The organism is Verrucomicrobiota bacterium, assembly GCA_016871495.1.
In the GTDB taxonomy this organism is placed as follows: Bacteria; Verrucomicrobiota; Verrucomicrobiia; order Limisphaerales; family VHDF01; genus VHDF01.
On sequence record VHDF01000007.1, the window covers coordinates 55954 to 78991 of the forward strand.

Below are 23038 nucleotides of genomic sequence, written 5' to 3' on the forward strand. Positions count from 1 at the left end.
CATGTTCCAAAATATCGGCGAAATGCTGCTTTTGCTCTGGCGCACGCTGGGTGCGGGCGGCCAGTTGTGGCGCCAACGACGCAAGGTGGCGGAGCAACTTTTCGAGATCGGCAACGCCAGCCTGCTCATGGCGTGCATTCTCTCCATGTTCATCGGCGGTGTCATCGCGCTTCAAACCGGGCCGGTGCTGGTCGAACGGGGCCTTTCCAGTTCGATCGGCGGACTGGTGGGGTTATCCATGTGCAAGGAACTGGCCCCGGTCATGATGGCGGTGCTCATCGCGGGCCGCATTGGTTCCGCCATGGCCGCCGAGATCGGATCGATGCGCGTCTATCAGGAGATCGATGCCCTGCGCACCATGAACATCAATCCCATTCACTACCTGGTGTTGCCCCGCATCGCCGCCATCAGCTTGGCGTTGCCCACGCTGGTGATCTTCTCGATCCTGGTGGGGTGGATGGGAGGCGCGATCGTTTCGGTTTACAACCAACAGATCGCGATCACTTTTCAAGGATACTTCAGCAACCTGGGAGAATTGGTCGAGGCGAAGCACATCGCCCACGGCTTGCTGAAAGCCTTCGTCTTCGCCGTCGTCATCGGCGCGGTTTCCTGCCATCAAGGGTTGCAGACCATCGGGGGGCCGCGCGGCATCGGACGATCGGTGACCAAGGCCGTGGTCAATTCCATCGTGCTGATCCTGATTCTCGACTATTTCATTACGCGTCTCCTGCTGCACTTCGAGCCATGACCCTCTCCGACCCCGCCCCTGTCCGCTCGCCCGCCACCGGAGTCAAGGTGGAGGTGCGCGGCTTGCACAAGCAATTCGGGCGAACTTCCGTGCTTCAGGACATCAACCTGATCGTGGATCGCGGCGAGATTTTCGTCGTCATGGGACCGAGCGGAAGCGGCAAGAGCGTCCTGCTCAAACACCTCATCGGCCTGGAGGTTCCTGATCAAGGGGAGATCCTGATCGAGGATGTCTCCATCCTCGCCTCGAATATCCACGAAAGGCACCGCCTGGCCATGGTCTTTCAGTCCGGCGCCCTGCTCAATTCCCTCACCGTGGGTGAAAACGTCGGACTCTACCTTTCGGAACATCGGCTGAAGCCCCCGGACGAGATCGAGAGGATCGTGGTGGAGAAACTCGGTCTCGTGGGTCTGGAAGGCATGGCCAACCGCCTGGTGAGCGAATTGTCCGGCGGGATGAAAAAGCGCGTGGCCATCGCCCGCGCCCTGGTCATCGAACCGCAACTGCTCCTCTACGATGAACCAACCAGCGAACTCGATCCCGTCATGTCCGTCGTCATCGGCGAGGAAATCTACAACCTCAACCAGCGCATTGGCGTCACTTCGGTCGTGGTCAGCCATGATCGCGACCTCGCCTTTGGCATCGCGGATCGCATGGCCATCATCCATCAGGGCGTCATTGTCTGTGTGGGAACGCCGGATGAAGTGCGCAGCAACGAAGATACCTTTGTGAAGGAATTCCTGAATGCCGATCTGAAACTCTGCAAGACCAAGCGACCCTTATGAAAAACACCTTGGAAACCCGTCTCGGTATCTTTTTTGCCCTGGCTCTCATTGCCGGAGCCGTTCTGCTCGAAATGGCAGGCGGGGCCGATTTCTTCAAGAAAGGCAAGCAGGTCAAAGCGCTTTTCAATAACGTGCAGGACCTGAAGCCCGGTGACCCCGTGAAAATGGCCGGCGTGGCCATCGGCAAAGTCGAAACGATCGGATTCTCCCAGGGCCGCGTGGAAGTGACGTTCAAAGTCACGGACCCCCAGGCCGCCGTCAAGACGGACAGCAAAGCCGTCATCAAATTTCTCGGACTGCTGGGACAGAATTACCTCGCGATCTCCATCGGCTCCGCCGGCGCCATCCCCGTCGAAAATGGCGCCGTCATCGAGAGCACGGAGCAACCCGACCTCAGCACCCTCATGGCCAAGCTCGAAGGTGTCGCCACCGGTGTTGAAAATGTAACCAAGAACTTCAGCGCCGATAACTTCAGCAACTTGCTCGGGCCGTTCACGGATTTCCTCAAGGAGAACAAACCCCGCCTCGACAACATTCTCGTCAACATGCAAACCATCAGTTCCAACGTCGCCTCCGGACAGGGCTCGGTTGGCAAGATGATCAACGACGAGGCCCTCTACTCCTCCGCCCTGGGCGCGGTCAACAGCCTCAAGGCCGCCACGCATCAGATTCAATCGACCGTCGAGTCAGCCAAATCCCTGGTGACCGATGTGAATGAAGGAAAGGGGACGATCGGCAAACTGGTGCGGGACGAATCCCTTTTCCGGGAGACCACCAACGCCATGACTCAACTGCGCGAAATCCTGCAAAAAATCAACCAGGGGCATGGGTCCGTCGGCAAACTGGTCAACGACGAATCATTGTTCAAGAACGCCAAGATGACGCTGCAAAAAGTGGACAAAGCCACCGAAGGTTTGGAAGACCAGGGCCCGCTCAGCGTCATCAGCCTGGTCGTGGGGAGCTTGTTCTGACCTGGTTAGGATTGGGGGACCCCATTCCATCCCTACCGTTTGCGCATTTCGAACGTGCCGTGGTCGTACTTCGACTTGTAGGTGGACCGGAACGCGCCAGCCTGCATCTCCCCTGTGTAATCATAGACGCCTCCTGCCAGTGTTCCCAAATCCGCCTGGCCCGAGAATCGAAGCATGCCGTCACGCGATTCCACCACGAGATCCACGGGATAGGCATAACGAAAAACTTTCCAGTAGGTCGCGTGAAAATGCGCGCGGTAACGGTCCGGGCCTTGAGGCGTAATGACGCATCGAAGTTTCCCTCGATGGCTATTCTTGCCGCTGAGCCATCCGCCTTCCCACCGTCCAGCCAACGAGGCTGCCGGATGTGTCTTTCCTTCCTGTTGTCTCCACTCCCGATGAAAGGAGCTGCATCCGGTTTGGAACGCGGCGACCCATGCCACCGCGATCGCGATCCAACTGCGAATCTTGATCCTATCCATCAATCGTTTCATGCTCTTCGCTCCCGCCCCCAGCACGGCGCCCGGTGGATCACCGGCACCGGCCGCTTGAGGGCGGACCCAATTGTTGCAATTCAACTCGCGAATTCAAGAGGCAAGCCGGAGTCGCATCAGCATTTCCTGGCGGATGGCGCTTTTCGGGTTCTTGACCCTCGGCTTCCAGTTGGTCACGGTCCGCTGGCTTGGGATCTGCCTCGGCCTTGATGCGCTCGGAGTGCTGCTTGGCCATGGACTCTTCATGGTTTCCATGGGGCTGGGCGCGTGGATCAGCGATGCACCCTGGTTGAACCTTCGTCCAGCCCGCGCCGTCGCGCTTTGGGCCGCGGTTCTGGGGGTGTGGTCCGTCGCTTCGCCCTGGATCATTCCCGGCCTCTCCACCTGGATTGCAAGTGCCGCAGGGTGGGGCGGAGGCTGGGCCGACTGGTGGAAAGCTTGGCCTGGACTCCTGGTCGCGCAGCTACCCGGAGCAGTGGCTTGCGGCGCCTTGTTTCCGTCCGTCGATCGAGGCGAGTCCGCGCGATTCGAAGCGGCCGTTGACTTGCCTGAACCGGTCACGCCTCGACCCTCTTTATCCAAGGGCTACGCGTCATGGATGACAGGCGCGGCCCTCGCTTCTCTAGCTTCCATCTGGTGCCTCGTGCGGTGGGTGGATCTCGAACAAGCCTTTTGGGGATTAGGGATTCTGGCGCTCGCTCTCGCGATCTCGATGTTGCCTGGCTTTTCCTGGCCCCGATCCGATTCGAACCCTGCACAAAAACTTCCTGCAGCTCGGGAACTTTCGGTTCGTGCCCATGCCCGTCGTTCTCCGGCAGCCGGGCTGTTCGTCGCTTGGGCTCTGGGATTGTTCGGAGGCGGTCATCAACTGGTTTTGGTCCGGCTTCTGGGTGAATATCTGGAGGGCACTTTTTTGACTTACGGCGTGGTCACATGCACCGCGCTTCTCGCGGCTTCCACGGGTGCGTGGCTGGCGGTAAGGGGCGGATGGACGAGCGGGACGAAGGTGCCCTACTTCTGGATGCTGAGCGTGGCGCTGACTCCCCTCATGCTGATTCCGGCTTCGACCGTGTTGGAAATGATCCGTACATCGGGCGGACTTGGATCGGTCTTGGCGGCCGAGTTCGGGGTGGTGTGGGTGGTCCTCGGCCCTGGCGCGCTTTTGATGGGGGCATGGTTCGCGCGAACTGCGCAGGAGGCGGGAAACTCGCCGGAAGTTCGTTTCGGTCGATGGTACGGGATGAATCTGATCGGGGTGGGAGCGGGAGGGTGGCTGTTTCTCGGACTGATAGCCGCCGCATGGGGAATGTCCCGTGCACTCGTCATTCTGGTGGTTTGCGCGCTGGGGTTCGTGTGCGCTTTCGGTCAGACCTTCTCCCGGGTCTGGAGCGTGTCCGTGATCGCCGGGTGCGCCTTGTTGTGGAGTTTGCCCGATTCGGCCTGGCCGGTTCGACGTGCTCCATCAGGTGAAAAGACCCTCGAACAGTTCACAGGTTTTTCGGGAACAGCCAGCGTGACGGAAGACGCGCAAGGCCGGCGAACCCTGAGAGTCAATCGCCGGTTTCAGATGGGAGGGACCGCTGTGACCGTGGCTCAGCAACGGCAGGCGGATATCCCGCTTCTCCTCCATCCTGCTCCCAAGAATGCTCTTTTTTTGGGGGTGGGGACGGGGATCACGGCCCGCCGTGCCCAGGTTTATCCCCGCCTGAGCTCCGACGCGGTGGAACTGCTTCCCGAAGTTCTGAAGCTCCGCCATTGGTTTGATTCGGCGACGGCGCGTACCGCCCCTGAAGCATCAATCAGCTTTCATGCCGGGGACGCTCGGCGCTGGGTGGCGACAGCGGCTCAAAGGTACGACGTGGTCATCGGAGATCTCTTTCATCCCGGGCTCGATGGGGTGGCCGGGCTCTACAGCCGTGACCACTTTCAACGCGTTCAGCGCTTGCTGTCCCCAACCGGACTCTTTTGCCAATGGCTGCCCGTGTTTCAAATGGACGAGCGGCTTTTGCAGCTGGTGACGAGGACTTTCCTCGATGTTTTTCCACAAGCCCAGGCGTGGATCCTCCACTTCAATGTCGACCTCCCGGTGCTGGCGCTTGTTGCCGGCGCGCCCGCCAGCCGCGAAACCCAGCGTTGGAACGTACCGCTCGAATCTTCGCTCGCCTCCGCTCTTCGAGCCACCGGGTTCGCCAGCGCGCATCATCTCGGGGGTTGTTTCGCCGCGGGACCCGACGCGTTGCGCGCTTGGGTTGGACCTGGTCCCCTGAACACAGACGTCCGTCCGTTTGTGTCCGTCTGGGCTCCACGGGTGCGATTTGCCAAACCCCAGGAACCCGGACAGCTTCTCGTCAGCCTGTTGCGGCGTTGGGGAAATCCTCATGCCTCCGATTCGAACTCCGAAACCTGGCGATTCCACGAAGCCCGCGATCTCTACCTTGAAGGACTATTGGTCGAGTCCGAAAAGAATCTGGATCAGGCCATGGACCATTACCTTCGATCCGCCGCCACTTCTCTCTTTTTCACACCGGCCTACGCGCGTTGTGTGGAGACGATCCGCGTGACTGCTGCAGTCGATCGTGGCCGGGCCAAACAATGGTTCGACCGCCTGGAACAGGTCCGTCCCGACCAACCGCTGGCCCGCCGTCTGCTCGGCCCGCTGTTCTCACCGGAGACGCGTTGATGGGCTGGCGCGGTCCGGGAGCGGAGGGCGGCGTTCACGCCGCATCAGGGTGTGTGGTCGAGCGCAGGTGGCGCGTCCGAGGGGGGAGGTTTAGTGCAAGAGCGAACGATTGCACCATGGGCAGGCTGCGCGGCTGGAGGAGTTCGGCGGGGCGGGATTGGGCGACGCGGAAGCGCCGTGAGCGGCGCGCGGCTGTGTCCGAAGGATCAGCCGCAGCAACGTTGCTTGGCACGAGCTCGTCGATTGTTCTTCCCGCGCTGAAACCGCGACCCGTTCACCAAGAAACCGCTGAATCGCTCCAGAAGTTCACCAGATTTTTGCCGATCTCGCCCAGAAAACGCGAAGGCATGGCCGATTCTTCCCACCCCTGCGCGGAACGGCGCACCGAAGGGTAGGTCAACGTCAGATATTTTTTGGCGCGCGTTACCGCGACATAAAACAAGCGTCGCTCCTCCTCGATCTGGTCCACGTCCTCCATCGCGCGCCGGGAAGGAAACAAACCCTCGGCCAGGTTGATGACGAAGACCGCCTCGAATTCGAGTCCCTTCGCCTGGTGGATGGTGGAAAGTCTCACGGACCGGCCCTCGCCTTCATCGTCCCGGGCTGCCTCGGTCTCCAGGCCCGAATACAACGCGAGTTGGGTGAGAAACTCCCGGGTGTCTGAAAACTCCATGGCGAACTGCCTGAGCTGGCTCAGATCCTCCAGCCGCTTCTCCACGTTGTCATAGGCCATTTTCACGTAATCCTCATAGCCGCTTTTGAGGAGGACTTGGACCGCAGTCCCAGGCTGGTTCGAAGTCTCGCATTCGGCAATGGCCTCCGCCCACCGTTTCCAATCTGGTTTCGCGCGCGCCGGAACCTTCTCGGCGCAGGACGCGAAGGCCCGCGAAACGCGATCGGGTGATGCCGCGTCGGACGCGTTCCAGGCCGCCAGGAATTGTCCCCAGAGTTTTGCGGCTGATTTTTCACCCACCCCCGGGGCCATGCGTGCCAGGCGGCGAAAACTCACCTCATCCCCCGGATTGGCCAGCAGCCTCAGGAACGCCACCGCGTCCTTCACGTGCGCTTGTTCGAAGAAACGGATGCCGCTTGTCACTTGATGGCGGATCTGCCGGCGGCTCAATTCCAGCTGCAATTCGAGCGCGTGAAAGTGCGAGCGGTAAAGGACGGCGATTTCTCCGGGTGACACGCCCTCCTCGATCAAATCCGTGATGCGATCCGCCAAGAATCGGGCCTGGGTGCGGCCTGTGGAACATTCAACCACCGCCGGTTTTCCGCCTGGATCGAGCGATGCCCGCAAGGCCTTCTCGAATTGTTCTGTATTGGTTGCGATCGCCGCGTTGGCCACGTCCAAAATCTCCGGAGTACTCCGGTAATTCGTCTCAATCTTGAACACCGCGGCGCCGGGATATCGCTTCGGAAAATCGAGAATGTTCCGGAATTCCGCCCCACGCCACGAATAGATACTCTGGGAATCATCGCCAACCACCATCACATTCCGGTTCTTCGCGCCCAGGAGATCGATCAGGTCCGATTGCAACCGGTTGGTGTCTTGGTACTCGTCCACCAATACAAACTGAAACCGCCGCTGCATCGCCTCTCTTGCTTCCGCGTCTTTCTCCAGCAGCTCCAGCCACAGCCTGAGCAGATCATCGAAGTCGTAACACTGCGCCGCTCGCTTGCGCTCCTGGTAAACCTTCCGGACTTCTTCCAACTTTTCCAGAAAGGCTTCGCCATCCAGGGCAATTCTTTCGAACCACCCGGCCAATCCGAGCCGGCGGTTGGCCGACTGCGAAAACATGTCCGCGATGGCGTCCACCTTGGGAAACTCCTTGTCTTTCCGGTCGATGCCGCACTCCGCCAGGCAGGTGGCGAGTAAATCCTCCGAGTCCGACCGGTCTAAAATCGTAAAGTTTGCGCCGACCCCGATGGACTCCCCGTAACTGCGCAAGATGCGGGCGCCCACTGAGTGAAACGTGCCGCCCCACAACTCACGCAGCTCCCGTCCGAGCAACCCGGCGACACGAGACATCATCTCCCGGGCCGCCTTGTTGGTGAACGTCAGCAACAGGATTCGTTCAGGGGGGATGCCCTGCTCCAGCAGGAAAGCGACGCGATAGGTCAGCGTGCGCGTCTTGCCCGATCCCGCCCCGGCCAGCACCAGCGCCGGACCTGGGGGCGCTGTCACGGCCTCGTACTGCTGATCATTCAGTTCAGCCCGATAATCGATCTGCAATTCGGTCAGGGGACGGTCCATGCCAGAAATCCATGAAACTCCAATACGGATTCAACGCAAACACCAGCCACTTTTGGTGATTCCCTCATGTGCAATGGGATGACCCGGATCGTGAATGGGAATCTGAATTCCGAACCTCCGTGTCTCTGTGCCTCCGTGAGAGACAAACCCAACCCGGGGATTCTTCGAGATTCACCTGAATGATGTGTGCCGCCCCGGAAATTCGCTGAAACCTCCTTTCTTTAAGGAACCGTGCAACAATGACTTCCGGTTTTCTCGCTTGTTCTTTTGACCTGGAGCATCGTTGCACTTCGATCACAGACCCATGGCCAGGGCATGCTCCCTCAGTGCGCCTCGCTCCAGGTCAAAATCCCGGCGCGAGAAGATCGGAATTCATGGTTGCGCGATTCCTAAGGCGCATGGACTAAATTCCAGTTGCCTTTTTTCTTTCTCCATGACCCCGGCTCGGCTTTATTGGTGCCCACGCATTCACAGGATCCCATCGCATGAAAAATACCTCCATTTCCTTGTCCCGCCGCCACTTCGCCACCGGCTTGGCCGCGACCGCCTCGCTCGCCTTCTCCGGTCCCACTTCCTTGCTGCCGCAGGCCGCCGCGGCGGAGTCGTCCTCCCGCATTGTCACGCCTCCCTCCGGCAAGACGATGCTCCTTTCCTGCAAGCTAGGCATGATCGCCAAAGAGCGCGACGGACGCAAATTGAGCATTGTCGAACGGCTCTCGATGGCCCGCGACGCCGGCTTCGACGGCGTGGATTTCGATGAGGCAGGCAGTTTCACCGCCGAGGAAGCGCGCCAGGCCGTGCGTGAATCCGGCGTCTTCGTTCACAACGCCATCAACCATGCTCACTGGAGCACGCGCCTCACCGATCCCAGCGCCGACACGCGGGCCAAAGCCCGGGCCAATCTCGAGCATTGCCTTCGCGTTTCCCATGCCGCCGGCGGCAGTGGCGTGCTCATCGTCATTGGCAAAGGCGAGGACGGACCCGCCGCCGAGATCGAGGAGCGCTGCCGCCAAGAGTTGAAAAAGCTGCTTCTAACCGCCGCTTCCCTCGGCCAGATGATCCTCGTCGAAAACGTCTGGAACCGCATGATGTACGAGCATGACCAGGGTCCCGAACAGGATGCCGGACGCTTCGTTCGCTTCATCGACAGTTTCAAGAGCCCGTGGATCGGGATGTACTACGACATCGGCAACCACTGGAAATACGGGCTGCCCGGTGACTGGATCCGCGCCTTCGCGCATCGGTGCGTGAAGCTGGATGTAAAGGGATTCAGCCGCGCCAAGAACAAATTCGTGGACATCACCAGCGCGGAGGACGACCTGCCTTGGGGCGAGGTGCGGAAAGCGCTGGCCGACATCGGATTTCACGGCTGGTGCACGGCTGAAGTCGGCGGCGGCGACGTCAAACGCCTCACGCTCGTCCGCGAACAAATGCAAAAAGCATTCGGACTTTGATGAGTCACGCGGCATGAGAGGTGCGGAGCGCGGCGTTTACGCCGCATCCGGGTGTATGTGCAAGGGCGGGTGGCGTGTTCGAGGGGGATGATGAGTGCAAGAGCGAACGATCGCACCTTGTGCAGGTCGTGCGCTGTGAGGGACTCGAAAAGGGCGGGATTGGGCGACGCGGAAGCGCCGTGAACGGCGCGGTCCGGGGGCGGTGGAGCGCGGCTGTGTCCGAAGGATCAGCCGCAGCAACGTTGCCTGGCATGGGCCCGTCGACTGTTCCTCCCGCGTCGCAACCGCGACCCGCTGCGGCTGGCTTTCAGCACAGCCGCGCTCTGAACGCGTCCCACGCCTGATTGGGATTGTAGATTTCCTGATAAAACTGGGCGACGGATGCGCGGTTGAAACGATCGACACTGAGCCCGGCGGCGTTGAGGCCGGTGCCGGTGAAAAGGACGAAGGAAACGAATTGGAGCATGACCGCGCGGTTCATAGCTCGGAGGTGCGATCGATGCTGATCTGTTTCATGGACAATTTGCTTTACGGAGCGCGGCGTTTACGCCGCATCCGGGTGTGTGTGCAAGCGCGGGTGGCGTGTCCGACGTGGGAGGATTGATGCCCGGGGCTAAGCATTTCACCGCAGGCATGTCGCGCGGTAGGAGGAGTTCGGCGGGGCGGGATTGGGCGAAGCGGAAGCGCCTCGGAATGAAATTATTGAAAGTGTCGGAAATCTTTCCACTCGTGAACGGCGCGGTCCGGAGGCGAAGCACGGCTGTGTCGCAGACCAGCCGCAGCAACGTTGCCTGGCACGAGCCCGTCGATTGTTCCTTCAGCGTCGAAACGGCGACCCGCTGCGGCTGGCTTTCAGTACAGCCGCGCTCCGAACGCGTCCGGCTTGCGAGAAGGGCAAAAGCAACAAATTAGAGCATGACCGCGCGGTTGGAGGACAATTCTGCTTTGCGGAGCGCGGCGTTTACGCCGCATCAGGGTGTGTTTGCAAGCGCGGGTGGCGTGTCCGACGTGGGAGGATTGATGCCCGGGGCAAAGCATTTCACCGCAGGCATGTCACGCGGTTGGAGGGGTTCGGCGGGGCGGGATTGGGCGACGCGGAGGCGCCGTGAACGGCGCGGTCCAAGATCGCCATATCGTTCAGGTTGGCCACTTTCGGATACATTGCTTGTTCATCGGTGCATCCCGATGTTGCCGGTGATGCAGGTAGGGCGCGTCCGTCCCGGCGCGCCGCCGGAGCATGATGTTTTGCATCCCGTGGGCGGCGGGCTGGGACAGGCCCGCCCTACCAACAACATCGGGATACACGGCTTGTTCATCCGCGGCTGAAGCTGTGATTGATTTGGACCTGTTCCCCCGTTACCCTGCCCATATCCACACGAAAACCTGAATTCAGCGTCCCCGCGATCAAGAGTGCCCATGAATAAATCCATCCGCTTCACTCGCCGCCAGTTCTTGCGCGCTTCTGCCACGGCGGCGGCCGCCTTCACCATTGTTCCCCGCCACGTTCTGGGCGGTGCGGGTTTCACCCCGCCCAGCGAAATCCTCACGCGCGCCGTCATCGGCGTCGGAGGCATGGGCATGGGACACGTCAAGAGCATCAACACCTCCTGCAAACTCCTCGCTGTCTGTGATGTCGATGCGAAGCACTTGCAAAATGCAGTGCAAGCGGGCGGACCCGATTGCAAAGGCTATCGAGATTTTCGGGAAGTGCTGGAACGAAAGGATATCGACATCGTTCACATTCCCACGCCGCCCCACTGGCATGCGTTGATCGCCATCGCTGCCGCCAAGGCGGGCAAAGACATTTGGTGCGAAAAGCCCATGACCCGCACCATCGGCGAAGGCGAGGCCCTGGTGGCGGCGGTTCGCAAACACCGGCGCATCTTTCGCCTCAACACCTGGTTCCGTTTCCAGGACAACCTCTACGGGATGGGAACCCCCGTGAAGCCGATCAAAAAGGCCCTCGTCCATGGCCTGCTGGGCTGGCCCCTCAAAGCGACTTTGAACGCATCCACCGGATTTGATTGGAAGTTCTACTGGGTCGGCCGCACCGATTTAGTTCCTCAACCGGTCCCACCCGAACTCGACTACGACTTTTGGCTTGGCCCCGCCCCATTCAAACCCTACCACCCGCATCGTGTCCACGGCACGTTCCGCGGCTATTGGGATTACGATGGCGGCGGCTTGGGGGACATGGGGCAGCATTACCTCGATCCCGTGCAGTATCTGCTCGGCAAGGATGACGAAAGTCCGGTCCTGATCGAATCCGACGCGCCCAAGCAGGACACCGACGCCGTCGGCACGTTTCGATACATTCGCATGGTCTACCGGGACGGCTGCGAAATCATTCTTGACGGGGAAAACCGGGACAAGTCGGCGGCCTTTCTCGAAGGACCCCAAGGCAAGATATTCAAGGGCCTCAAGTCCGATATTCCGAACTTCGAATCCAAGCTCGCCGGCTTGTCTGACCCCGAACCGCAGCTTACGGATTTTGTGGAAGCCGTGAAAACGCGGCGTAAGTTTGCGCTGAACGAGAGCAATGGCCACCGGTCCTGCACCCTCGTCAACCTGGCCAAAGTGGCCATGCAAACGGGGAAGGTCTTGCGTTTCGACTCGAAACGGCAACGCTTCATCGGCGACCGGGAGGCCAATCGACACATCCTCGAGCCCATGCGCGGGCCTTGGAAACTTTAGGGATCAGAAGCCCCGAGGGGATCGCAGAGAATCGCTCCCGCACGATCACGGATTCTCGACGATTCGGTAGAATCGTTGCGCGCGAGCCCTGACCGGACCCTCCCCGATGCTGGACGTTTCCCCCGTGGCGGTGACGGTGGACAACACCCGCCACTCGGCCTGCAACAAATCGTCCTTGCTCTGGACCTGGTAACTCACGCCGGCACGCGAGGTCCAATGGAGCCTGATGGATCCGTCAGGCTCCACCGTTGCTCTCAAAGCGGGCCCTGCGGACCCGCTCACCACCACGACGATGGAGAGAGTGGATGATTGGGGGGGAGTTCCGTTGTCCGTCGCTCTCGCCACCAGGGTGAAGGAGCCTGGCTGGGTTGGGCGCCACGTCAACCGGCCCGTGTCTCGATCGATCGCCGCGCCAGCCGGTGCAGGCGCGTCCAAGCTGAAGCGAACCGTTTGGCCAGGATTGGGATCGAGCGCGGTCAATGGGATCACAAGTTCGATTCCGACCACCGCGTTTTGCGTCGGGACGGGATTGAACACAGGCGGCCCATGGAGACCGGGTGCATTCGCCGCCCCAGGAGTGGCTACTGAAACCAGCTTTCGCTCGAAACCTTGTCCATCCGGGACCGAGGCCATCGCCGAGTTGGGTGGGACACCGGCATACTCAAGGTAGTCGAGCACCGCCTGAGCTCCCGATTGCAACCGGCTCAGGACCACGGCCCCTGCGGGCAGGCCGAGTCTAAAGTTCGCGTGCAGCGACGCCGGAGTGGTTTCAGCAGGCTCACCATCGGCAAACACGAGCAAAGTGGTTCCTGGCGCGAGAGTGGTCCCGGGCGGAAAAGCCCATGGGCTGGGGAGATCAAAACTCGATCCGAGAAACAATCCCTCGAGATTCGCGACAGTCGTTCCCGCGTTGATCAACTCGATCCAAGGCTCGCGTTCACCGTTCGCGTCCGTGATTCCGGCGGTGTTGTTGGGCAGTAACTCGTTGATCCAAACTTCAGGGAAGGCGGGGAGCGACGCGGCAATGCTGTTCGTTTCGCCTGGGGTGACCGACGCAATCGAGCCTCCCACCAAATTCAAAGTTGCGCCGAAGACCACGTCGCTGCTTGTGGCGTTGACTTGATGCACTTCCACCGCAAAGACATTGGTTCCGGCCACCAGGGCGTTCGCGGGAAGGGTAATCGGCCCCACCCATCCGGCATCCCCAACCGCGTTTTTGGGGTTGAGGAAGTCAAATCCAATGGTGTTGAAATCCACGGGTCCGGGATCGATGCCCTGCCGGTGAACTTCGACTCCGTTCAGGTAAAAAACGGCGCCATCATCGATGATGTTGCTCAGCACCAAAGAAGCGCCCTTCGGCACGGTGGGCAGCACGAAACGGGTCCGGAAATAGTAGGTGTTTTGACCGATCGTCAATGCGGTGCTCTTCGGGGCCGGCAACGCCGCGGTTTCCACGTAATGCAGGGCGCGTCCCTGTGGCCAGGGGCCATCATTGAACGCGGAATTCTTCCAAGAGGCTTCCAGCGGTCCGGCTTGATAATACTTCCAAATGCCGTTGATGGCGATGAGGTCCCGGGGTCCGGTGTAGTTCTCGGCTACACCCCAGTTGGCGACGCGCGCCCTGGATTGCGTCGGATCGATCACCTGAAGCGAAGTGCCCCCGTTGGAAGCCTGCGCCGGCCACGGTGCGGAGGCGCGAAAGACCACCCGATCCAAAACCGCACCCGAATCACCGGGAGCCATCAACCGCAAATCGTCTTCGCTGGCTCCCAACGATCCTGTCCAAACCCCCGCTAACAAGGGCTTGGTGCCATGCGCGGCGCGGAACGCGGTTGCATCGCGCGCCACGGATAGGATCCCGCCGGGGTTCAACCGGCTGCCTGAAGGGAAGACGAAGTTGAGGGATCGACCCGACAGACGGTAACCCGAGAGATCCCAAGCGGTGACCGCCGAGGCATTGTGAAGTTCGATGAACTCACCGCCAAGGGATGAACGATACAGCACCTCGTTGAATCCCACTTTGAACTTTGGATGCACCGTCACGGTAAAGGATTTCGAATCCGCCACGCCGCCCCCCGGCAGATCGGTAACCTGGATGGTGATGCGGTTGGTGGACGCGCCGGCGTCCGCCGGCACATTCCACTCGAATGCTCCCGTCGCGGAATCAATGGAGGCGCCGCTGGGGGCGCCTGCCGCCAGGGAAAACACCAAAGGTTGTGGTGGAAGATCGAGATCGGTGGCAGCGGAGATGAAGTTCAGGCGAGTGCCTTCCTCCAAGTTGAAATCGCCAATGGCCGCCAGCTTGGCCGGCTGATTGACCTCGTTCACGGCCAGACCGAAAGAACGCGTGCTGCTCAATGATCCGCCGGTCTTCTCCGTCACTCGAACAAGAATAATATGGCTCGAGGGACCTTGCGTTTCGTCCGGCGTCCAAGTGATCAACCCCGAGTTGGCGTCGATGCTGAGTCCCGGAGGCGGATTGCCGTCGAGAGCATAACTGAGAGCGGCGTTTGCGTCGTCGGGATCTGCCGCCTTGACCTGGTATCTGAACGTTGTGTTCTCATCCACCGTTTGAGCCTGAATCGCCTCGATCAACGGTGGATTATCGACTTCATTCACGGTGATGTTCACTTGGGCGGTGGTGGAAAGCGGCGGATTCCCATCGTCACGGATCAGGACTCGAATCACATGGCTCCCCGGTCCATCGGTTTCCGTCGGGGTCCAAGCAAGATCTCCCGTGGCTGCATCCAGCTCGAGTCCTGCGGGCGTAGGTGGAACCAGTTCGTAGCGCAAGACGTTCACAGGTAGATCCGGATCAATGGCCTGCACGCGGACCCGGAGCGCTTGACCTTCGTCCACCGTGATCAACGTGGTCGGGCTCGCCACGGGCGGACGGTTGGCTTCTGCGACGGTGAGCGCGACGCTTTGCACCGAGGTGCGCGCGGGGATGCCGTTGTCCGAAACCCGGACCAGGATCGAATAGACGCCTGGCCCTTGGTTTTCCTCTGGAATCCACTGAAAACGGCCCGTCCGGGCGTCGATGGCCGCTCCCGGAGGCGCCCCGGCACCCAGGCTGAAGGAGAGGGTTTGCCCCGCGTCGGGGTCGGAGGCCACCGCTGTAAAAACCAGGGCGCTCATTTCCACTCCGGATTGCGCGGGGATGGCGGCGAGGTTGGGCGGGCGATTGCCGCCGCTCAGGAAATTGGCGGCACGAGGGGTTGCAATTTCGAAGGGCAACACACCGTCCGTCGAACCATCGGGAAAGCGTCCTGAGCTGACGTCACTCGTTTGGGGGCCATAAGTGAGATCGTTGACCAATTGATCATCCGGTCCGAAGACGCCGAGGTAACCGCCCGACTGGGCAAGCCGGAAATTCACGTGCAAGTCGAGACGGGTGGATTGGTTCTGCTTCGGTTCGTTGTCGGCCCACACGAGCAAGTATCCCCCGGGCGGAATGACGTAACCGGGCGGGATGATGAATTTACTTACATTGGTGGCCTCATCGGTCAGGCGGTAACTGGTGAGATCCAGGCTGGTCGTGCCGCCGTTATGCAACTCGAACCAATCGTCGCGAGCGCCATCAGCGGGGTCGGTGATGGAGTTGGTGTTGCTTGCCATGAACTCGTTGATGACCAGCTTGACGGAGGGGAATGCGGTGTTGTTGGGAGTGCCGAGGGTGACGGCGCTGAAAGCGCGCCGGTCTCGAGGTTCACCGTCTGGAAAACTGCCGAAACTTCTTCCGGGAGTTAATTGGCGATAATCGATGTAATCGATCACCGCCGGTGTGAGGCCGGGACCTTGACGGCGGACCAGCGCGACAGAGCCATTCGTCGGTCCCACCCGAAAATTGGCATGCAACGCGGCGGCGGTGGATTGTTGAGTCTGGCCATCCAGCCACACCACTAGAAATCCTTTCGGCGCGATGGTTGTGCCGTTGGGGAACGGCCACTGGGTGAGATTCGTGTAATCGGGCGCGAGGAAAAGCCCGGTAAGATCCACGGTCTCGGTCCCGGCATTGTAAAGCTCCACAAACGATTCCCGTTCCCCCGCGTTATCGGTCGGACCCGCGACATTCGAGGGGAGCACCTCATTCAGCCACACCTCGGGAAACAAGGGGAGCCCGAAGCTCAGGCTGTTCGCGCGTCCGGGCGTCGCCAGAATACTATCGTTGGTTGCCGCCGCGGTCCAATTACCCACTCGATACGCTCCGAGCGAAGCATCGATCAACTGCAGCGAGGGTCCCCCTCCATCGGGAGTTTTTGGCCAGGGGCCCTCGTCATCGTAGCGCACGTCACTGATGAGAGTGCCGCTCCCGCCGGCGCCGGGCTTCACGAGCCGCAAGTGCTCGCCTCCATTATCGAGATTGCCGGGGAACTCGTCAAAGACGGGAATGGTGTTGCCGTAGGCGGTGGCAAAGCCCCTGCGATTACTCACCAGCAGCATATAACCGTTTCGCGGCACGATCGCGCCTTCGGGGAAGGTGTAGCCCGCGCCCTCCAGCCGGTAACCCGACAGATCGAAGGGCGTAGTGGAGGAGGCGTTATAAAGCTCGATGAAGGAAGCGTTCGGGCGATTGGGATTGTATTGAATCTCATGGATGACGACCTGGCCCGCGGGATTCAGCACGGTCCCGGTGTAAGTCACATTCACGACCGCGGGTGCGTTCGTCAGCGGCACTCCGCGGCCATCGACTCCGGAGATGGCCAGCCGGTTGTTGGCCTGGGTCAGCGGAATCACCATTGAAAAATTGCGCGGGCTGGTCCAGGTCACCGGATAGGGAATCCCGTTGACCTCAAGGGTGGCGGCATTGAACGGTGCCATGCCCGTCACGGTCACGGTGGGAGAGGAAGTGGTCACATCCGCGCCGTTGTTGCTCGTGATGGCGAGGACATTGGTGTCGTTGCGCCCGATTTGGGTGACCAGATAGTTGCGGCGCGAGTTGATGTAACTATAGATCGCGTTCGTCGGTCCCAGGCCGGTGATCCCGTTTTGGATCAGGGCATTCCGGCGGAAGGCGATCTGAGGGGAGTAATTCTCGACTAACAATGGCCCGGTCACCGCGTCGAAGTGAGCACGCCATAAAGCACGGCGAAAAGCGTTGTCGTTGAAAAAACGCGTCGCGATGGGGTCCTGGCTGCTGCCTCCCAAAGTCCCAGCTCCGGGTGGATCTGTGGGGGGATTGCCCAACCCGAGCACGAAATCGATGTCCCACGGGATCAATTTCCAGCGTTCCCCGGGAACCTTGTAGGCATACATGTTCTGGCCGACGTTGAAGTTCCACGAGTCCCAGTTGCCGAGAATCCGATGGAAGGCGAAGACCCGCATCCACTCCTCCATGTCCGCCAATTGGAGCATGCGTGCCGTGTAATCCGTCGTCGCGTTGGCCGCCGCCACCAACTCGAACACATTCGTCAGGTTGTTCGCGGTTCCGTCCCTGGGTCGCCGCTGCCAGTTCCATCGATAACGCCCCCGCTTGAGGGAACCTCCGCTGTTGAAGCGATCCAACGTGGCCTGGGTCGCGTCGAAAGCTCGATTGTCGTCCTGAAATTCGAACCAGATCGAGATCTTGTGCAAATCCCCCTCGCCGCCCAACCCGGGGAACTGGCTCTCGGCGTAATAGTGATTCGGCTGTTCGAGATCCTCGGAAATGTTCTGATGCTGCTGTCCGTTCCGGTAAACCCGGACGAAATGCGCGTGCAAATAGGGAATGCCCAACTTTTGACCGATCCAAGCCGAGATGCGGCTGCGCACGCCGGATTCCTCGCTTCCACCGTTGCCCGTGGAACCAAACACCCGGTCGGCAACCCCCAGCAGCATCTCATCCCGCGGCACCGTCACCGCGTAATCACCCCCACCGCCGTGAAAGGGACTTCCCTTGTCGCGAAACCCCGCGTTGTAGATCACGCGGTGGTTTCCATAAATCAGGGTGCAATCGCGGAAAGTATTATCCAAGGCATTGTTGCGGCGGCTTTGCGTCAGTTGAGTATTCCAAAGGTGATAGTGACCAAAAGTGCCGGAGGGCAGCGGATCATCCCAGCGAATCAATCCTTCGCGCGAGGGAAGCGAAACGGGCAGAATTCCGCCCGGGGCTGGAAAAGTGGAGCTCGCGCGATCGGCGGCCCCGTCCTGAGCGATGATCACAAATCCGACCAGGGTTCCGGCACTTCGGCCTGAAATCTGAGCCGAATACACGCCGTCACCGGCCACCTCGTCTCCATTGAATCCGTCGTCGCGCATGGAAATGTCGGGACCGTACGTCAAAGTAGGCTCCACTCGGAAACGCAACGACAAGGCGCCGAATCCATCCGGGTCGGACACCCGGCACGTCACCAGCACCGGCTGGTTGGCGCGCGGCAATGCCGGGGTATGGGTCACATCGAAGATGGCCGGCCCGGCGTTGGCCACGAGCTTGCTGTTCGGACGTCCCGGTGTGCCCAACGCCTCGGGAACCGTCATCCTCGCCGGCAATTCGATGTAGCTCCCGCGCGTGCGGAACAGCACTTCCGGCCAGCCCGCCAGCCAGCGAACCCTGGCCCGAATCGTCGCCGTGTTTCCCGAAGCAATGCCTGCGGCACCACTGACAATGTTAACCCGGATCGCATTGACCCCGGTATCTCCGTCGCCCTGCGCGATGACATGCAGGCATTGGCTGCCTTCAAACGCTCCGGTGGACCGGACGCTGGACAAGCTATGGTTGCCGGAGATGCTCCAACCGGTCTGTCCACTTTCAAAGCCCGTGTTCACGATGAGATTCGTGCTGCCCACCTTGAAGATCTCCACATTGTCGATCAGGCATTCCCCGGCGCCGAGCATCGAAATGCGGAAACGATTCGGAGCATGGGACGAAGCTCCGTTGTCCAGAGGTCCGGTGAATTCGACCAATTCCCACTTCGATTTTTGGGTCTCATCCGAATCCGCCCAATTCGACGCCCGCAAGGGATCCGCGTCGGGATCGGTCAACTCCAGACTCGACCCGCCTCCATCCGAATAATAGCCCCAGCGCCCCCCGCCGTAATAGGCCGTCTCGGCGACGGTCGCGAAGGCCACATTGGTGACGAGGGCTCCGATCGCATTCGTCGAAACGATCACAATCGGCTTGGCGAGGGCCACATGGTCTCGCGAGTCACTGAGGGAGCCGCTGAAATCTCCCACCGAATTCGCCGGGGTCAAATGAGGGTGTTTCGAACGTAATCGTGCCGCATCTTTGGCCACGACCAGGTACTGTCCCGGAGACAATCGAATGCCCGCGGGAATCTCGAATCCCACCCCGCGCGTCAGCCGCCACCCGCTCAGATCCACCACCGTCGTGCCGCGATTGAAAAACTCCAGGTATTCATCAGCGCGGTCACCCGAGATCGGATGATACATGATCTCATTCAACACGATGTCCTCCTGCCGCCACGGCGCGTTGGCGGCCCCCGGCGTGACCAGGCTCAAGCGACGCATCGTGGATGCACCGTCGGGGGACCTCCCGCTCGACACCCCGTTCTCCTGGCCGCCAAACCGGACAGCGTCGATCACCTGTTCCTTGCGCGGATCAAACAGGTAGAGGGTCTCCCCGGCCGCGTTCAAACGGAATCCAAGCTGATTCTGATCCCAGGCCAGGAACCCTCGTGCCGACAGCGTGGTCCCTGGCGGCAAGACGAACCGGTTTGTGCTCGGATCATCGGTCAGGATGCAGCCGGAAAGATCCACGGGCGTGTTGCCTCGATTGTAGAGCTCCACGAAATCGAGCTGGGGATCGTCGGTGTGCGCCAGAAACTCATTGATGAAAACACTGCGGTAAGGTTTGGCTCGAACCGCTTCCATGGCGCCGGGAGTGCCTCCCACGCGTTCACTCGCAGCCCACGCGCGAGGATCGTCCTCACCGTAACTGGGGCGGGCGAGCACCAGGGAATGCCCGGCTCCGTCGGCCGCCTCCGGCCAGGGAGGGTTGGCACCGAAGGTCAGTTCCAGCCTAATCGCGTCCACGTGGTCTCTCAATCGCAACAACTCGCCATCGTTGTTCAATTCCCCCTCGTAAGGCCCAAGCACACCGGAAATCCCATAAGCCTTCCGCACCGCTTCCGGATTCTCCGCAATGACAAGAAAACCCGCAGCAGGGATTTTCGTTCCCGCCGGGAATTTGTAATCCACCGCACCGCTCAACCTCCAACCCGTGAGGTCCTCAAAAACAGGGCCCGTGTTGTAAATCTCTATGAATTCCAGCGAATTCGTGTTTCCCGGTACTGGAGCGGGATGATAGTGAATCTCCGAAAATACCAGGCCGGTGCGGCGGCTCGAAGGCCCGAGCGGTTCCCGCTCGGGCCGGTAAGTCCCGGCCGAGGAATTCTTCGTCGGACCGAATTCGAGAAATTCCGCGGTGGCGGTTTCATTCGGATTTTGGCTGCACACCACCAACCCCAACTGAATCGAGGCAGGCATGGTTATCTCAGCCGTGCCCAACTGAATCCAGGCTTCGCCATTATGGCTGCCAAAACCGGTGTATTGATTGCCCGCCCGGCGCAAACGCAAATAGGTCCAGGGATAATTGGGCGGAAAATCGCCTGGCGGCGAGAGGACGGCGGAACGCACACCCGGTGTGGCCCGCGTTTCGAAAAAACAACCCAACTGCGGGGACGACGCAAAAACGCCCGCGAAGGGCGCATTGGTATCGGTGGCCGTCCGCGCCATCAAGCCGGCATGCACGAACGGACTGCTCGCCGTCACAGTGGCGACCCTCACCTGCACGTCGAAATTACCCGAACGATTCTGCCAGGCGAATTGGAACTGGTCCCCCGTGCCCCCTAAATCCGCCCCCCCGCCCGTCAGCGTGAACGTGTCGGCCGAAATGCGCACGGTGGGACCGGAAGCGATCCCGACGCCCTCCGGCAAAAACTCCATGGCACGAAATGCCGCCACCCCACCGGCGCCAATGAGATTGGGCGGCTCGGCCAAATCGGACACACTGCGGGCCGTGATTTGATACGTTTGCCCGAACGAGAGGGTGGAGACGGCCAAGAGCACAATCTGAGAATTCGTGCCGAGGAACGAGGCGCCGGTTACCTGAATGCCGCCATTGACCGTGTAGTTGGCCGCGGTCGTGGCCGGCCCCGTGGCCAAGGGTTCGGAAAAATAAAGCCTGATCTCGTTGGCCCCCAGATTGGCGGCCCGATTCAGAACCGGTGGGACGACGTCCGGATCCGCGGCGAACACCCGCGGAAAGCAGGCGCAGACCACAACGCAAAACACCCATCCGATCACCGGTTTCAAACCCAGGCGCGACTTCAATTTCATTGGTAACCGGAGCCTAGCAAGAACGTTACCAATTACACGCTCAGAAATGGGCAAGGTGGACGGTGCATCCACCGGTTGTCGATGATGGGCGCGAGCGGAAGCGCCGCTTCAGGGCGTGTCTTCAAAGGGGCATGGCAGGTTCAACGGGCGAGGGTGCTGCCAGGGCGAAGGCATTCAACCAGGGCGGGCCTCAGCCCGGATATTTCATACTCAGCTTGAATCCGCGACAGTATGCCGCGTGAGGGCACGCGGCCTACAATCGCGCCTGCCTCTGTGTTTGTAGGCCCGGTGTCCTCACCGGGCGTCCCGTGCATGAAACATCCGGGCTAGATCCGCTCGAAATAGCGCTGCTTTTCCCAATCGGTCACCGCGTCGTTGAAGGATTGCAGCTCCAACCGGGCATGGTGGGTGTAGAATCGAACCACCTCTTCGCCAAAGGATTTTCGGGCGATGCCGGATCGTTCGAAAAGATCCGCGGCGTCCCGTAAAGTGGACGGCAGCCGCGTCAGCGCGGAATCCACGTAGGCGTTACCGCGATACTCATCGCCGCAATCGAGTGCTTCCTCGATCCCGGCAAGTCCCGCCGCCAGCATCGCGGCAAACGCAAGGTAGGGATTGGCATCCGCGCCCGGCATGCGGTTTTCAATCCGAAAACCGTTTCCCTCGCCCACCACGCGGAAGCCGCACGTGCGATTGTCGCGCGACCAGGCCATGCGGGTCGGAGCCCAACTGCCCGGTTGAAACCGTTTGTAACTGTTGACGGTGGGGGCGAAAAACAAGCACAGCTCGGGACAATACTTCATTAACCCGCCGAGAAACTGCCGAAACACCTTTGACCCCGTTTTCCTCGCCGAGTCCCAAAACAAACTGCGTGTGCCTTTCCACAAGCTCATGTGGATGTGGCAGGAGTTTCCGGCTTCACCTGGCGCGTACTTGGCCATGAAGGTCACCGATTTGCCGTGCTGATCCGCCAGCTCTTTCACCCCTTGTTTGAAGAGCACATGCTTGTCGGCCATGGGGAGCGGCTGATCGTAGGTGAAATTGATTTCGTGCTGGCCGCGGCTCCATTCCCCCTTGCTGCTCTCCACCGGCACGCCCGCCGCCATCATCCCATTGCGAATCGCCCGCATCAACGCTTCGTCCCGCGCGGGCTGCATCAGTTGGTAATCGATGCGATAATCGCTGGAAGGCACAAGTTCCCGATAGCCCGCCGACGCGGCGTGGTGAAAACTGTGATTGAACAAATAAAACTCCAGCTCACTCGCCGCATAACACGTCAGCCCCGCCGACCGGACACGATCCAACTGCGCGCGCAACACGGATCGCGGCGCCTCTCGAACCAGCGAACCCTCCGCCCGCGCGTAATCGCAAAGCACCAAGGCGGTCGCCGGCAGCCAGGGAATCGTCCGCAGGGTCGTCAGATCCGGACGCATTTCGAAATCGCCAAAACCGGCATCCCAATTGGCCACTTCAAAGCCGTCCAGCGGATCCATGTCCAAGTTGACCGTGAGCAGATAATTGCAGGCGTGTGTGCCATGCGAGACGACGGATTTGAGAAAATAGTCCGCGGTAAATCGCTTGCCCACCAACCGCCCGAACGGGTCCGGAAACCCGACGACCACCGTGTCGATCAACCCCTGCCGCGCCTTCTGCTTCAGTTCATTCAATTTCATAGGCTT

Annotated in this window: 10 protein-coding genes; 6 read left to right on the plus strand and 4 right to left on the minus strand. The window is 60.6% G+C overall.

Going from position 1 to position 23038, the window contains the following annotated elements; translation table 11 throughout:
• Nucleotide 1 precedes the first annotated feature (1 nt).
• The 3 genes from FJ404_03015 to FJ404_03025 are packed head-to-tail and all read left to right on the plus strand — an operon-like array spanning nucleotide 2 to nucleotide 2504.
• On the plus strand, nucleotides 2–748 hold the full coding sequence (locus FJ404_03015) for an ABC transporter permease (protein ID MBM3821856.1): 747 nt from the start codon (nucleotides 2–4) through the stop codon (nucleotides 746–748).
• Nucleotides 745–1533, plus strand: a complete 789-nt coding sequence (locus FJ404_03020) for an ATP-binding cassette domain-containing protein (GenBank protein MBM3821857.1) — start codon at nucleotides 745–747, stop codon at nucleotides 1531–1533. The genes FJ404_03015 and FJ404_03020 overlap by 4 nt, the downstream gene beginning before the upstream one ends.
• Nucleotides 1530–2504 (plus strand): MCE family protein, encoded by a 975-nt coding sequence (locus tag FJ404_03025; protein ID MBM3821858.1) that lies wholly within the window; start codon nucleotides 1530–1532, stop codon nucleotides 2502–2504. The genes FJ404_03020 and FJ404_03025 overlap by 4 nt, the downstream gene beginning before the upstream one ends.
• Before the next feature lie 32 nt (nucleotides 2505–2536).
• Here FJ404_03025 and FJ404_03030 read toward each other — a convergent pair whose 3' ends face one another.
• Entirely contained in the window at nucleotides 2537–3082 is a 546-nt protein-coding gene (locus FJ404_03030; GenBank protein MBM3821859.1) for a hypothetical protein, read from the minus strand.
• A 49-nt stretch (nucleotides 3083–3131) separates the two neighbouring features.
• On the opposite strand from FJ404_03030, the gene FJ404_03035 reads away from it, so the two are divergent.
• Complete coding sequence (locus FJ404_03035) at nucleotides 3132–5678, plus strand: hypothetical protein (protein ID MBM3821860.1); 2547 nt, start codon at nucleotides 3132–3134, stop codon at nucleotides 5676–5678.
• A gap of 274 nt (nucleotides 5679–5952) precedes the next feature.
• Here the strand turns inward: FJ404_03035 and FJ404_03040 are convergent, their stop codons facing one another.
• Nucleotides 5953–7935, minus strand: a complete 1983-nt coding sequence (locus FJ404_03040) for an ATP-dependent helicase (protein MBM3821861.1) — start codon at nucleotides 7933–7935, stop codon at nucleotides 5953–5955.
• A 485-nt stretch (nucleotides 7936–8420) separates the two neighbouring features.
• On the opposite strand from FJ404_03040, the gene FJ404_03045 reads away from it, so the two are divergent.
• Together FJ404_03045 and FJ404_03050 are read left to right on the plus strand one after the other, a co-directional pair.
• Complete coding sequence (locus FJ404_03045; GenBank protein ID MBM3821862.1) at nucleotides 8421–9389, plus strand: TIM barrel protein; 969 nt, start codon at nucleotides 8421–8423, stop codon at nucleotides 9387–9389.
• Nucleotides 9390–10805: 1416 nt separating this feature from the next.
• The gene (locus FJ404_03050; protein MBM3821863.1) at nucleotides 10806–12083 is read left to right on the plus strand and encodes a Gfo/Idh/MocA family oxidoreductase; all 1278 of its coding nucleotides are present in this window, start codon (nucleotides 10806–10808) and stop codon (nucleotides 12081–12083) included.
• A 45-nt stretch (nucleotides 12084–12128) separates the two neighbouring features.
• Here FJ404_03050 and FJ404_03055 read toward each other — a convergent pair whose 3' ends face one another.
• Entirely contained in the window at nucleotides 12129–21359 is a 9231-nt protein-coding gene (locus FJ404_03055; protein ID MBM3821864.1) for a hypothetical protein, read from the minus strand.
• A gap of 326 nt (nucleotides 21360–21685) precedes the next feature.
• Nucleotides 21686–23032: a glutamine synthetase gene (locus tag FJ404_03060; GenBank protein MBM3821865.1), complete on the minus strand. Its 1347-nt coding sequence runs from the start codon at nucleotides 23030–23032 to the stop codon at nucleotides 21686–21688.
• Between the last annotated feature and the right edge of the window lie 6 nt (nucleotides 23033–23038).

Excerpts from the sequence above, each read along its gene's own strand:
- FJ404_03015 (MBM3821856.1), top strand. The coding sequence starts at position 2 with ATGTTCCAAAATATCGGCGAAATGCTGCTTTTGCTCTGGCGCACGCTG.
- FJ404_03020 (MBM3821857.1), top strand. The coding sequence starts at position 745 with ATGACCCTCTCCGACCCCGCCCCTGTCCGCTCGCCCGCCACCGGAGTC.
- FJ404_03025 (MBM3821858.1), top strand. The coding sequence starts at position 1,530 with ATGAAAAACACCTTGGAAACCCGTCTCGGTATCTTTTTTGCCCTGGCT.
- FJ404_03035 (MBM3821860.1), top strand. The coding sequence starts at position 3,132 with ATGGCGCTTTTCGGGTTCTTGACCCTCGGCTTCCAGTTGGTCACGGTC.
- FJ404_03040 (MBM3821861.1), bottom strand. The coding sequence starts at position 7,935 with ATGGACCGTCCCCTGACCGAATTGCAGATCGATTATCGGGCTGAACTG.
- FJ404_03045 (MBM3821862.1), top strand. The coding sequence starts at position 8,421 with ATGAAAAATACCTCCATTTCCTTGTCCCGCCGCCACTTCGCCACCGGC.
- FJ404_03050 (MBM3821863.1), top strand. The coding sequence starts at position 10,806 with ATGAATAAATCCATCCGCTTCACTCGCCGCCAGTTCTTGCGCGCTTCT.
- FJ404_03055 (MBM3821864.1), bottom strand. The coding sequence starts at position 21,359 with ATGAAATTGAAGTCGCGCCTGGGTTTGAAACCGGTGATCGGATGGGTG.
- FJ404_03060 (MBM3821865.1), bottom strand. The coding sequence starts at position 23,032 with ATGAAATTGAATGAACTGAAGCAGAAGGCGCGGCAGGGGTTGATCGAC.